This is a genomic window from Neobacillus drentensis (assembly GCF_036962125.1).
Taxonomy (GTDB): Bacteria; Bacillota; Bacilli; order Bacillales; family Cytobacillaceae; genus Neobacillus; species Neobacillus drentensis_B.
Genome location: NZ_JBALOA010000018.1, coordinates 109,005 through 121,978 on the forward strand (window position 1 = coordinate 109,005; position 12,974 = coordinate 121,978).

Genomic DNA, 12,974 nt, shown 5'->3' on the forward strand with positions numbered 1-12,974 from the left:
ATATAAGCGGAGAATTTCCGGCTATTCAATGCAAAATCCCCCTAGTTTCATGTTCTTCGGGTGAATAAGCGGAATCCCTCCGCCTATTTAAGCTATTATTAATTCTATTTACTAATTAAGCGGAATTTTTCCGTCTATTTATAAGATTGGATGCTTAACCTGATCCCCCAACCGATAAGAGCGGACCCTCATGGTTCCAGATGTGGGAATTAGCATCTTTTTATCAACTAGTTGTGAAAGTACCTTTTTTACAGTCTTGTCAGTTGAATTCAAATACTTCTCGACTTCTATAGGGGTTATGGCTTCTCCTTTTCGAATCGCTAGCCGAAGCACTTCCTTTTCGACAAAGGACAGAGATGTCTGGTCCAGTTCATCACCTAGCCATCGGCCTATTACTTGCTGAACAATTTGTTGGCATCGGCGAGGATTCTCATTGATTTGATCATAAGAAAAGCGGATTACTGTCCATCCGTCAATCACCAACTGGTTTTGACGTTCCAAGCTGTCGGAAAATTGCCATCTGCTTATGTTCTTAAGGTGAGGACCATACCCGTCGACCTCAAAGCAAATCCTGATGGCGGGACGTATATATGCAAAATCCAAATACCTTTTCCCATCCTTAAAATCATCAACTTCATATTCCGGATGCAGATACCGAAAGTGGTAAAATGAAGGCCACCACACCTGCTTCAAAAATAACTTTTCAGCCTGGTTATGACCTTCTTGTAAGCGCCGCAAACGTTCACCGGATCTTGCCCTGCAAGTGAGCATTAAAAAATACTTGGTACTCTTCTTCAAATCCCATACCATCTTTCCTCCATTTCTACTATTATCAATTTTCCCTTGTATCCAATATTGTTATTGGTGTAAATTCTTCATTCAGCTTCAGATAAATTGTAAAAATTAATGAGATTAATAGGAGTAAAAAGAGTGTTAAATGTGGATGCAATTGGAGAATGTAAAAACAAATATAGACTTGCGAAGTAGCTAATATAAGTAAGAATATTTAGAGAAGAATTTGAGGATAAAACTATTTTTAGTTTAATAGAATTCCTAAATTTGTCAAGGCTTCGGCCCTTTTGTTCGCTTTCCGCACAATGTCTTCTCTATGTTTATCTAAGTATTTATCAACAAAACACGGAAGACAGCAACCGATTTTCAGAAAGTCTATCCCATCAGATACTCAGCGCCATGCACAAAAAGACGATTCGGAATTCCGAATCGTCTTTTAGGTAAGAACTAATTTATGCACTTACGTTTGCTTTTTCGTTGCCAGTACCTTTTTTGCTCATTTTTGTAAAGAATGGAACCACCCAGCGGTCTAAGCCGATTCTTCCAGCGTTATAACCTGCTGTTAGGATAATGAAGCCAATGAAGATGTCTCTTGGGTTATGAGAAACAGTACCTGCTAAGAAGAAGCTGAAGTTCATCACTAGACCAAAGAACATTGCTGTAGTTGTTAAGCAGCCTAAGATTAACCCTAAACCGATTAAGGTTTCGCCCCAAGGTACAATGACGTTAAACACATCAACGTTTGGTAAGGCAAAGTGTTTCAAGAAGTCTACATACCAGCCAAATACAACCGCGCCATCTGGACCTTTTACCGGATTGGCGATTGCCCCCTTTAAAAATCCTGCCGCATCAAAGCCGCCGCTTGATAATTTTCCATAACCGGCTGTAAGCCAAGAATAGCCAAGGTATAAACGTAAGACCGTAAGAATTGCCGCTGCAATTTTATTTTCTCTTAAAAATTTATTAAACATAAGTTCATTCCGCCCTTCGCGATTTATTTGTTCTTTATGATTACACTATAATCACTTTTCACCTTAAACAACATAGGTATAGTGATAAGTTCACAGTTTGTTTGAAATGATTTGACGGAATGTTGAACATGAAACTGACTCTTTGGCTGAAGCGAGTCTTTTGATTTTTTTCATCAAAAAAAAGCCCCTGATCAGGGCTTTCTTAGGGTACTAAAGATTATTAGAAATTATAGGAATAAGCCGATCATCGTTCCAGTTAAGACTGATCCCATTGTAGCTACTAATAGAACTTTTAAACCAACCTTAGCTAACTGACTTGCCTTTTCCCCATCAATTGCTTGCACAGTTCCCAAGATAATTCCAATTGAAGAAAAGTTAGCAAATGATACTAAGAACCCTGATACAATACCTACTGTCTTCGGAGATAGTTTAGGGATCATTTTCATGAAGTCTAACATAGCGACGAACTCGTTAGCCGCTACCTTAGTACCCATGACTGAGCCAGCTCTAACAATCTCATTTGAAGGAATACCCATAATCCAAGCGATTGGCGCGAAAACATATCCAAGTACGCCGGTGAAAGAAATACCGAAGATTGAAGTAAAAATCCAGTTAACAGCCGCGATTAATCCTACATAAGTAATAAGCATAGCACCAACGATTAAGGCCGTCTTTCCGCCGAGCAATGTCCAGTTGCCGATTGCTTCGAAAAGAGATTTCTCAGGTATCATTCCCTTAATATCGATTACTTCATCCTCTTCTTTACTTACAGGACATACAATCGTTGATAAGATCAGTCCAGAGAAGACGTTAATTGGTAAGGCAACCAATACAAACTCTGGTGGAATCATTTGCATGTAAGCACCGAGGATTGAACAACTTACTGCCACAAGAGAAGAAGTTGCAACAACAAACAAGCGGTTTCCAGAAAGACTAGGTATGAATGACTTAACCGAAAGAATAGCGGAAGTATCACCAAATACCATAGAATTCACCGCAACAAAGGATTCAATTTTTGGTAGACCAGTAATTTTACTAACTGCCCCACCAATGTATTTAATCGCTAATGGTAATATTCTTGAATAGGTTAAGATACCGAGAATAGCTGTTACGAATACAATCATCATGAGAACATTCACAAAGAATAAATTCTTACCTGCAAGGTCACCGAATACGAATGAGATCCCGTCATTCCCGAAAGAAAGAACCTTGTTAAAGCCCTCTACAACCTTGTGAAGAACCTTTTGACCAATTGAAGTATTGAGCATAAACCAAGCTATAAACAACTGAACGACTACCATTATACCAACTGCACGATAGTTTATGTTTTTCTTATCGTTGGACATTAACCAAGCAGCACCTACTAGAACTAGGATACCAACGATTCCGATTAAGATTGACATATTACTTTACCTCCAAAGCATTAATAACTTGAATTGCTTGACTACTTTTCTCTTTTTTATACGAAAGCTTCAATCTGAAAAAGCTGATAATAAAATAGACGATGGCCAGAATTAATACATAGGTCCAGATTTGATAAACAATTGGTGTATTCCAAACCCCTAAAAAATAAAGGAGCGCTGGTATAGTCAATGTCAACCATGACTGAACAAATGCAACTCTTCCGAGATAATGGTCAATTTTCTTATTAAGTGCACTTGATAAAAAGAACAGAAACCATAAGAATACCCACATGGCCCATGTTAGTGCATCGACAACATTATGAAAGTGAATAACAGCTGTTAAAGTATATACGATTCCAATAATAGCAACCCATAGACTGAACCAGCCAAGTCCGCTGCCTTCAAGTCCCTTCAAAGCGGTACAGCCAACATATAAATAAGTTAACCCAAATAAGAAAATAGATGCATAATTATAAAGCTCCCAATGGTCTTGACCCGAAACCACGATTAAATAACATGGAATTATTATTTGAAGAGTTCCTACAAAAATATTAAAAATACCAACACTCTTTGCCTCTGCTTTTCCTAGTAGCATCAAACTGTTTAGAAATAAAACTGCTCCCGAAAGAAATAAACCAACAAATCCCATATTAATTGTTGTGAAATGCCATTTTCACAACTCTCCCTCCTTCACTTACCGGACTAAGCGAGCGCTTTCATCAGTAGTTCTAAAATCACTTCAATAATATAACACATATTTTGAACAAACGTTAAACAAAGAATGAACAAAATGTAAAAAAATATTTCCATTTCCACCAGAATGATTTAGATTTATCTATTTAATTCAGATTTTTACCTAAATTTTAAAAAACAATGAAATTTTGTAAAATACATTCAAACAAAATGTAAATATTCTACTATTAGATTGGAGTCTGTATTTTAGTAGTTGAATCGTTGTAGTTAGCTTTTTGAGGTTACATGCGGAGATACTGGCCCAGTGGAATGAATTAAAAGACGATTCAGAAGTCCGAACCGCCTTTGGATTGAAACTTAGCGAACAAGTGCCTGCAACTGTTTACCATTAAATTATTGATAACGAGAAATAACTTGTAAAAACAGCCTATTAAATTGATCCCGGTCTTCCGCGGTAAAAGGCTTTGGTCCCTTTGTTCGCTTCCCGCTTTTCCGAGCCATTGCGCTTAAATATCGTGTTTGTAATAATTGATCAATGTTTTCATTTGTATAGGTAAACCCTTTGTGGTGGAGAACTATACATCCTTTTGCTAATCCTAGCGATGCAAGTCCATAATCCTGAGTCACAATGATATCTCCTGATTTGGCTAACTTCATAATTCGATAATCGGCTGCATCCGCTCCAGAATCCACATAAATAATTTCCACTCCTGATGGCTGCTCCGCATTTGAAAAATGGGAAAAGCTCGTGACAAGGGTAATAGGGATTCCTGCACTTCTGCCTTCAGAGATAATAATATCTTTTACCGGACAAGCATCAGCATCAACATAAATATTCATCTGTATCTCTCCTGAAATGAAGTTCGAATGGATAGTGATACACTATTGTTAATTCAAGTATTTGTCAAGAAAAGAAGGAATACAGCAATGTATTTCCAGAAAGACTTCCTTAAAAGATTTGAATTGGCCTGGAGAATGGCTCCCATTTGATAGTAATTTCTTTAAAAGTTAAGATTGCTAAGATTTTCCGACACTTTTTTTAATTTCCTTATTGCCATTTATATAAGTTGCTGATATTATTGGAGGTGCGTAAATTGGAAAGCTAATATTCAATATGTCTGGATCTTTCCAAGCAGATAATTTTTGACCACTTCCTTAAAAAGAAGTCAAGGCCATACGGACAGCCGGGTCAAATGCCGATTGGCAACTTTAGTTGCCTTATTGATTGAGTTAGAAGCTCAAATTTTATAAGTTGGTTACTTTACAACCAGTGCATATGCACACAACTTGTGAAACGGTCAATAAGAGTAGTAAAAGTAATTATTTGCTATATAGACTCTGATCCTATGACGATATATTTTGAATATTATAAAAGCTTCCTTACTAGTAAATCAAGGATGTTTATTGTAGTAGTATGTTTTCTATTACGGTATACGTATGCTTTTTAATATTGATGATTATATCAAAAGCAAGTGTTGTGCGCAGGTTTGCGTTATGATTCACTTGCTTTTTTTTGTTGTGTTGCAAACGTTCTTAAGAGGTTATGACATTCGTCTTCTTTGTTCTTTTCATCGTTATATTGTTATGGAATTCCTCGTTGCTTTATCAAAAAGTCTATTAAGTTAGGAGATAAGAAAATGGGAAAAGCTCTTATAATTGGTTGTGGTGGAGTGGCCTCAGTAGCCATTCATAAATGTGTTCAAAACAGTGAGGTATTTGAAGAGATTTGTATCGCTAGTCGCACAAAATCAAAATGTGATGATTTAAAAGCTAAATTAGATGGCGGCAAAACAAAAATTACTACTGCTCAAGTAGATGCAAATAATGTGGACGAGTTAATTGCTTTAATTGAAGAAGTTAAACCAGACATCGTCATGAACTTAGCATTGCCATACCAGGATTTAACGATCATGGATGCTTGCCTTGCTACAAAAACACATTATATGGACACAGCAAACTATGAGCCGGAAGATACGGCAAAATTTGAATACAAATGGCAGTGGGACTACCGCAAGCGTTTTGAAAAAGCTGGAATTACAGCTCTTTTAGGCAGCGGCTTCGACCCTGGTGTAACAGGTGTATTCTCTGCTTATGCTCTAAAGCACTACTTTGATGAAATCGAATATATCGATATTCTTGACTGTAATGGCGGCGACCACGGCTATCCATTTGCAACAAACTTTAATCCTGAAATCAATATCCGTGAGGTTTCTGCTAACGGAAGATACTGGGAAAACGGCGAGTGGGTCGAAACTGAGCCAATGGAAATTAAACGTGAATATAACTTCGCTGAAGTTGGTCAAAAGGATATGTATTTACTTTACCATGAAGAGCTTGAATCTCTTGCGCAAAATATCCCAGGAATTAAGCGCATCCGTTTCTTCATGACATTTGGCCAAAGTTATATTACACACTTAAAAGCCCTTGAAAATGTAGGAATGACTTCTATCGAGCCAATTGAATTCGAAGGAAAACAAATCATTCCTCTTCAATTCTTGAAGGCAGTTTTACCTGATCCAGCATCCCTTGGTCCACGTACAGTTGGGAAAACCAACATCGGCTGTATCTTCAAAGGGAAAAAAGACGGACAAGATAAAACCTATTACGTCTATAATATTTGTGACCACCAAGAGTGCTATAAAGAAGTCGGCTCTCAAGCTATCTCTTATACAACTGGCGTTCCTGCGATGATCGGTGCAGCAATGATCATGACTGGCAAATGGAATAAACCAGGCGTATTCAATATTGAAGAATTTAATCCAGATCCATTTATGGAAGAGTTAAATAAATGGGGACTTCCATGGGTAGAAGATTTTAGTCCTGTGCTTGTTGATGAATTACCTGAAGAAGCAAAAGAACCGGAGCTAGTTCGATAAGATGCGGTTTGAAGAATTACCAACACCATGTTATGTAGTCGATGAAGCGCTTGTTGAAAAAAATCTAAAAATCCTGAACGGAGTCATGGAACGTACGGGAGCAAAGATTGTTTTGGCACAAAAGGCATTCTCGATGACAACCATGTATCCACTCATTGGAAAGTATTTAAGTGGTACCACTGCAAGCGGCTTGTATGAAGCGCGCCTAGGGTACGAAGAAATGGGCAAAGAGAATCATGTCTTTGCCCCTGCCTACCGTGAAGATGAAATCGATGAAATTATCTCGATTTGTGATCATATTATTTTTAATTCCTTCTCACAGTTGGAAAAATTTAAAGATAAGGCACTTGCTGCTGGCCGGAAAGTGGGCTTGCGTATCAATCCTGAGTGCTCTACCCAAATTGGTCATGCGATCTACGACCCATGTTCACCAGGTTCAAGGTTTGGTGTCACTAAGAAGAATTTCCGTCCCGATTTGCTTGAAGGGGTTTCTGGTCTGCATTTCCACACCCTTTGTCAGCAAAACTCGGACGATTTAGAAACAACGCTCAATGCTTTTGAAGAAAAGTTTGGAGAATGGCTTCCGCAAATGGAGTGGGTTAACTTTGGCGGCGGTCACCATATTACAAGAGAAGATTATGATATTCCTAGACTAGAAGCGTGTATTAAGAGAATGCAAGATAAGTACGGATTAGAAGTTTATCTTGAGCCGGGAGAAGCAATCGCTCTTAATGCAGGATACTTAATTACCTCCGTTCTTGATCTCCACGAAAATGGTTTGGAAATTGCGATTCTTGACACGTCGGCAACCTGCCATATGCCTGATGTTTTAGAAATGCCTTACCGTCCTCCTTTATTTGGATCAGGAGAAGCTGGTGAGAAGCCATTTACCTATCGGCTCGGCGGCCAAACCTGCCTTACAGGTGATGTCATCGGAGATTATTCCTTTGATCAACCCCTGAAGAGCGGTGACCGATTAGTTTTCGGTGATATGGCGATTTATACGATGGTCAAAAACTCCACATTTAACGGCATGCCACTACCTGCCATCGCTGTTCAAGATAAAGATGGAGATTGTCGAGTCGTGCGCGAATTCGGCTATCAGGACTTCAAGATGAGATTAGCATAATATAATCTAAGCAGGTAAAAAGAGACCGGTTCCTAATAGAACCGATCTCTTTTTTTATTTAGTGATTATTTATCAAATATGTTTTTCCAAGAATTGCCCAAGCATGTTATTGTAATGTATAGAATACAATCGAAAAAAGGACAATCCACTGGAAAGGTGATCAATGTGAAAGAAATTACCTTTAAAGCATTTGCTGTTACCCATGAAATTGATTTGAACAAAATCGCCATCCATTGCGGGATACCAAAAAAATTCACTTGGGAGCAACCATTAATTCTGAGAGGCGCCATTCTTGAATCAATCCTTCATAAAAATGTAGACGACTCGCAAATGGTGCTTATATTTTCGTTTGGCAGCATTGTCTTCATTAATCATTCACGTGTTGATGAGATTCAAAGTTTATTGCACTACATCCATTCTTTTGAACCTGACTTTGACATCGAACAGGCTGACCGATATAGCGATGATTATTGTCTTCACATCAGTGAAACAGAGAACCTGGAATTGACCGATGAATATGTGGTGGTACCTGAATATGAGGATTTCTACCCTGAATTGATTTCTACTGTCATTGCAAAATCGGTGGCACTTGAGAAAACAGAGGAACAGCTTGGGAAAATTCACGACAAACTCGAAACCATGATTGACAGGCTGGAAAAAGGCAACCTCCGCATCGGTAATAAGGAACTGGCCCGGACCACGGCAAAAATCGTCCGCCACGAGTACAATACGCTTGCATATATCATGATATTGGATAAGCCTGATATTACCTGGTCGAGCAGCACAGCCAGCGAGTTTTACGACAAGATGGTCGAGTTTTTCGAGTTGAACGACCGTTATAAAATTTTAAAAAGTAAAACAGATATTCTGTATAACATCATGGACGGCTTTTCCACTATTAGCCATTCGATTCGGGGATTATTTGTAGAATGGATCATCGTAACTCTGATTGTGATTGAGATTGTCTTGACGATTTTGCAAATTGGCGGGTGGCTATAGATTTGCATTACATTCGGCGCTACTAACGCTTTATAAAATTCGATTCGCTCATAAAAATACTAGATTCGCCCATTGAAATAGAGAATCCGCTCATTGGGAGCTAAAATTCGCTCATAAACCTTAGAAATTCGCCCATTGATTGGACAACTCGTTAAATAAAAATAAACAAAATGCCCAAACACACAAAAAAGCGGGGATATCTCCGCTTTTTTCTTAATAATCCTACTAAATTTTCTATTTTTCCTCTTCCTATACCCTAAACAATCTCTCTGTATAACACTTTTTGTTTTTTATTCATTTGATTGTCTAACCAGGCAACTAAATCTCCTAAAAACTTCTCTTTTCCTACTTCATCAAAGGGACGATGTTTGGCCAAAGGGTACTCGTATAACTGCTTGTCCTTAGAGGCTACTAGGTGAAAAAATTGGTTTAGTTTGGTTGGCGGTGTAATCTTATCTTCCATTCCGTTTTGCAATAATAAGGGTAATTTAATCGACGCGGCCTGATTTTCTAACCGGGCTATCGCTTGGACCAAGCCACTTCCCAATCCAGGTGTAACGATATTATGACGTAGACGATCAGAATAGTATTTTGTATGCAGCGTTGAATTCTTCTTTAATAAGCGAATTTTTTTAGATTTATTGATACTGTAGTCTGGTTTGATTTTTCCCATTAGCGTGATACCTATTTGCTCAAATGGTTTCACTTCGTATGAAATGGCAGGAGAAATGGCGATGATCCCTGAAATGCCAGCACTATGGTCCAAGGTATAATCGAGAGTCATCAAGCCTCCAAGACTATGTCCTACGATATACAAAGGCAATTCCGGCTGATCAAGAGAAACAAGCTTACGAAACTCGTGTAAATCGTCTCTAAATTCATCCCAGCTTCGGATAAATCCTCTTTTACCCGCACTTTTTCCATGACCTCGTAAATCATAGGCATAAACGATATAATTACTTTCAACCAAGCTGGCACTAAGGTTCTGGAGCCCTCCACTATGGTCACCATGTCCATGAACTAAAATAACCGCCGCTTTTGGAGCCGTTAATGGTTCGATTACACGAAAGAAAAGTTCTATTCCATCGACACCATTAAATGTCCCTACTGTTGTCATTTGTAGTAATCCTCCTGTTGCAAACACTTTAAAAAAACTGCCTTCGGTTCCTTACTTATTTGAGTTTTTAATGCTTTTTATGTTCATTTTAGTATAAAACAGGTCAAAAGCAACCCTCTTTCACCCATTGTCGAAGAAATATAAAAAAGAGACACCCAATCGCTGTACGTCTGAGTATCTCCTAGCTTTTATTAAATTATTCTTTCACACGAAAACTGTAGCGTCTATTTAGCCCGATGGACGGTCAAATTGACTTTATTGGTCTCACACATAAACGTTGAAAGGTGGACAGGCTGATCGTTTGCATCAAATGCAATTTTTAAAATTCGGAAGAGATTCGCACCAATATCACATTCTAATAACTTAGCATAATCTTGTGTAGCACCAATTACATCAATAATTTTATCATTACTCACAATTTCTGTTTGGTAATCTTCCAAAAGGATCTTATAAGTTGATTCATCCCCTGCAATTTTCTTTTCTAAATCTGGAAAATGCATCAACGAATAGTGAGCAATATCGTAAAAAAGAGGCCGGCCATTTACATACATGAGCCGCTCCAGTTCCAAAACAGGACTTCCCATCTCAATATGGAGATGCCCTGCAATATCTTCAGTTGCTGGGATCACTTCGCTTCTTAGAATACGAGAATTAGGTATCATCCCCAGTTGATGACTAAACTCTGAAAATCCACTTACCGATAATAATTCATTATGAAACTTATTAGACGCAACAAAAGTACCTCTACGGGGAATCCGTGTCAAGGTTCCTTCTTTCACCAATTCCTCAATAGCTTTTCGAATCGTAATCCGACTTACATTATAGATTTCGCAAAGTTCTGCTTCAGTAGGGATTTGTTCATCTGGTTTATATTTTCCGTTCTGAATATCATTCTTCAACATTTGCCTAATCTGCATATAGAGAGGCTGGGGGGTTGAAGGATTTAAATTCATAGCTTATTTCATCCTTATCCGTAAATAAATTATATAGTATCTATTATACCTTGATTACCAATCCTCGTCACCATGCACCAAAATATCTTATCGTTTTTGAAGCTGTCTCAGTGCCCAGCTCTAAACATTCATTGATTGCGAGTCCTTGTAATCTTCCATAAATAAAGCCAGCAATAAACGAATCACCGGCTCCCATCGTGTCGACAACATCTGTATCAACCACACTGCATTGATAAAATTGTTCACCATCGAAGGCCAGCGAGCCATTTTCCCCTAAGGTTGCTACAGCCATTTTAGAACCGCCCCTTTTGACATCCTTTAATAACTGACGAATATATACATCGTCCTTTGTGTAGGAGAAGAATGCATAATCTACAAATGGCGGTAACGTTTTTACTAAACTATGATCTAATTGATCGGAGAAATCAAAGGAGGTAGGGATTCCTCTCTCTTTAAAAAGTGGATAATACCTCTCAACATGACCCCAAATTCCTGCATGGACAATCTGATGTGTTCCAATGAAGTCAAGTTCTTCCTGGGTTAAGGAAAAGTTAGCCATTACTCCTTCATCGTACTCCCCAAATTTCCGGTCATTGTCAATTAATTCAACCAAGGTAATGGCTGTTTTTCCTACCTTCTGCGATAAATGAGTGACATCTACCCCTTTATCTTTTATTGCTTGTATCATTCTATTACCATATGTATCGGTACCAACCCAGCCAATATACGCAGAATCGGCACCTAATTGATTTAAATAGACAGCCACATTCACAGGATTTCCTCCGGGATAGGCCTTCCCGCTTGCATGATAAACATCCATACAGTTATCTCCGACTGTTGCAATTCTCATCCTTTACCCTTCTTTCTAATGATTAATCATTAAATGGAAGAAACGAGCACTACAATGTAGTGCTCATTGCTGGACTTAATATTCCATTACTCGATAATATCTTCTAAGATCTAAAGAGTGGTTTCGTTCACGTTCTAAGTAAACACTAATCCGGCTTAACACAGACCAGTTAATACTCACAGCAAAGTGCTTTCTAAATTCGTCGCTGATGCCTTCCATTTCGAAGTCCTTCGTATCAATAATGGTAAGCTCTTTTGTAATCTGCTCAGCAAATCTCTCCACTCGGTCCATCAATGGTCTAGTTTCGTCTTCACCCTTTAGTAAAATCACACTTGTATCCTCGACAACAAGCTCAAGTGTACCGTGGAAAAACTCTGCTGCATGAATGGATTTCGCATGAATCCATTGCATTTCTTCTAAAATACACATGGCGTATGAATAGGTGTTACCCCATAAGTTACCTGAACCCACCATCATGTGGTAGTTTGTGTCTTTGTGTTTAATGGCGAATTCCTCTGCTTTTTTATCAAAAGCTTTTACTGCACTTAGAATAGCTCTTGGAAGCAGTGCTACTTCCTTGGTGAATTGTTCATATTGAGGGAATTCATTGTTGTTATACATGAAACGGAAAACCACCATGTAGAGAAGCATAAAGAACGTATCAAATGAATGTTTTTCTGAACCAGTTGTGATGCAATAATCGACAATTTGTGTTAATGGAGTATTCGGCTCAGCAACTAAGGCAATCGTAGTGGCTCCTCTTTCTTTACAAAATTCTGCTGCTTCCACTGTTTCTTTTGTTGTACCAGATACGGAGGTAAAGATACAAACAGAATCTTTGCTAAAACGTTTATTATTCATGACCATAAATTCTGCTGCAATTTCTGCATGAACATCAATTGTAGAGTTGGACTTTAAAATGTATTCATAAGGATACATCATTGCAATCGTTCCTCCAGCACCGATTAAGAAAATATTGCTGTAGCCTCTTTTTGAAATCCCATCCACAATGTCTTCAATTTGACCTCTAAAAGTAAGGCCCTCTTTTTCTACCAGTTTAAGAAATAATTCTTCATCAAATTTTAACATGTATGGTTCCTCCTCTAAATGGAACGTGAACTAATTCATTCCATTTTATTAAGCTGTTTATTTGTGTATTTTTAAGAAAGAAGGAAGTTACTTAAACAACTC

General features: G+C 38.2%; 12 protein-coding genes. 3 read left to right on the forward strand and 9 right to left on the reverse strand.

What is annotated here, in order from left to right; all coding sequences use genetic code 11:
• Positions 1-138: 138 nt before the first annotated feature.
• The 5 genes from V7121_RS16795 to V7121_RS16815 form a co-directional block, all read right to left on the reverse strand.
• Positions 139-810 carry a DNA-binding response regulator gene (locus V7121_RS16795; protein ID WP_335547248.1) on the reverse strand — a complete coding sequence of 224 codons (672 nt, stop codon included), beginning with the start codon at positions 808-810 and terminating at the stop codon, positions 139-141.
• Positions 811-1,244: 434 nt separating this feature from the next.
• Positions 1,245-1,763, reverse strand: coding sequence for a DoxX family protein (locus V7121_RS16800; protein WP_335494173.1), 519 nt, complete (start codon positions 1,761-1,763; stop codon positions 1,245-1,247).
• A 227-nt stretch (positions 1,764-1,990) separates the two neighbouring features.
• Positions 1,991-3,166, reverse strand: a complete 1,176-nt coding sequence (locus tag V7121_RS16805) for a NupC/NupG family nucleoside CNT transporter (protein ID WP_335494171.1) — start codon at positions 3,164-3,166, stop codon at positions 1,991-1,993.
• A gap of 1 nt (position 3,167) precedes the next feature.
• Complete coding sequence (locus tag V7121_RS16810; protein ID WP_335494169.1) at positions 3,168-3,815, reverse strand: AmiS/UreI family transporter; 648 nt, start codon at positions 3,813-3,815, stop codon at positions 3,168-3,170.
• A 437-nt stretch (positions 3,816-4,252) separates the two neighbouring features.
• The gene (locus V7121_RS16815) at positions 4,253-4,699 is read right to left on the reverse strand and encodes a YaiI/YqxD family protein (RefSeq protein WP_335494168.1); all 447 of its coding nucleotides are present in this window, start codon (positions 4,697-4,699) and stop codon (positions 4,253-4,255) included.
• Positions 4,700-5,496: 797 nt separating this feature from the next.
• Between V7121_RS16815 and V7121_RS16820 the strand changes: the two genes are divergently transcribed.
• From V7121_RS16820 to V7121_RS16830, 3 genes are all read left to right on the forward strand, one after another.
• The gene (locus tag V7121_RS16820) at positions 5,497-6,735 is read left to right on the forward strand and encodes a saccharopine dehydrogenase family protein (RefSeq protein ID WP_335547250.1); all 1,239 of its coding nucleotides are present in this window, start codon (positions 5,497-5,499) and stop codon (positions 6,733-6,735) included.
• A 1-nt stretch (position 6,736) separates the two neighbouring features.
• A complete protein-coding gene (gene nspC, locus V7121_RS16825; protein WP_335494166.1) occupies positions 6,737-7,864 on the forward strand; it encodes a carboxynorspermidine decarboxylase in 1,128 nt (375 codons plus the stop codon).
• Positions 7,865-7,978: 114 nt separating this feature from the next.
• Positions 7,979-8,863 carry an RMD1 family protein gene (locus tag V7121_RS16830; RefSeq protein WP_335494164.1) on the forward strand — a complete coding sequence of 295 codons (885 nt, stop codon included), beginning with the start codon at positions 7,979-7,981 and terminating at the stop codon, positions 8,861-8,863.
• Between the two features lie 256 nt (positions 8,864-9,119).
• On the opposite strand, the gene V7121_RS16835 is transcribed toward V7121_RS16830, so the two are convergent.
• The 4 genes from V7121_RS16835 to V7121_RS16850 all read right to left on the reverse strand — a co-directional run bounded on the left by V7121_RS16835 (position 9,120) and on the right by V7121_RS16850 (position 12,872).
• Complete coding sequence (locus V7121_RS16835) at positions 9,120-9,980, reverse strand: alpha/beta hydrolase (RefSeq protein WP_335547252.1); 861 nt, start codon at positions 9,978-9,980, stop codon at positions 9,120-9,122.
• Positions 9,981-10,204: 224 nt separating this feature from the next.
• A complete protein-coding gene (locus tag V7121_RS16840; RefSeq protein WP_335494160.1) occupies positions 10,205-10,933 on the reverse strand; it encodes a GntR family transcriptional regulator in 729 nt (242 codons plus the stop codon).
• Between the two features lie 67 nt (positions 10,934-11,000).
• On the reverse strand, positions 11,001-11,783 hold the full coding sequence (gene frlD / locus V7121_RS16845; protein ID WP_335494159.1) for a fructoselysine 6-kinase: 783 nt from the start codon (positions 11,781-11,783) through the stop codon (positions 11,001-11,003).
• Between the two features lie 75 nt (positions 11,784-11,858).
• Complete coding sequence (locus V7121_RS16850; protein ID WP_335494158.1) at positions 11,859-12,872, reverse strand: SIS domain-containing protein; 1,014 nt, start codon at positions 12,870-12,872, stop codon at positions 11,859-11,861.
• Positions 12,873-12,974 lie beyond the last annotated feature (102 nt).

Coding starts and splice junctions, on each gene's coding strand:
- V7121_RS16795 (WP_335547248.1), bottom strand. CDS start 810: ATGGTATGGGATTTGAAGAAGAGTACCAAGTATTTTTTAATGCTCACT.
- V7121_RS16800 (WP_335494173.1), bottom strand. CDS start 1,763: ATGTTTAATAAATTTTTAAGAGAAAATAAAATTGCAGCGGCAATTCTT.
- V7121_RS16805 (WP_335494171.1), bottom strand. CDS start 3,166: ATGTCAATCTTAATCGGAATCGTTGGTATCCTAGTTCTAGTAGGTGCT.
- V7121_RS16810 (WP_335494169.1), bottom strand. CDS start 3,815: ATGGGATTTGTTGGTTTATTTCTTTCGGGAGCAGTTTTATTTCTAAAC.
- V7121_RS16815 (WP_335494168.1), bottom strand. CDS start 4,699: ATGAATATTTATGTTGATGCTGATGCTTGTCCGGTAAAAGATATTATT.
- V7121_RS16820 (WP_335547250.1), top strand. CDS start 5,497: ATGGGAAAAGCTCTTATAATTGGTTGTGGTGGAGTGGCCTCAGTAGCC.
- nspC (WP_335494166.1), top strand. CDS start 6,737: ATGCGGTTTGAAGAATTACCAACACCATGTTATGTAGTCGATGAAGCG.
- V7121_RS16830 (WP_335494164.1), top strand. CDS start 7,979: ATGTATAGAATACAATCGAAAAAAGGACAATCCACTGGAAAGGTGATC.
- V7121_RS16835 (WP_335547252.1), bottom strand. CDS start 9,980: ATGACAACAGTAGGGACATTTAATGGTGTCGATGGAATAGAACTTTTC.
- V7121_RS16840 (WP_335494160.1), bottom strand. CDS start 10,933: ATGAATTTAAATCCTTCAACCCCCCAGCCTCTCTATATGCAGATTAGG.
- frlD (WP_335494159.1), bottom strand. CDS start 11,783: ATGAGAATTGCAACAGTCGGAGATAACTGTATGGATGTTTATCATGCA.
- V7121_RS16850 (WP_335494158.1), bottom strand. CDS start 12,872: ATGTTAAAATTTGATGAAGAATTATTTCTTAAACTGGTAGAAAAAGAG.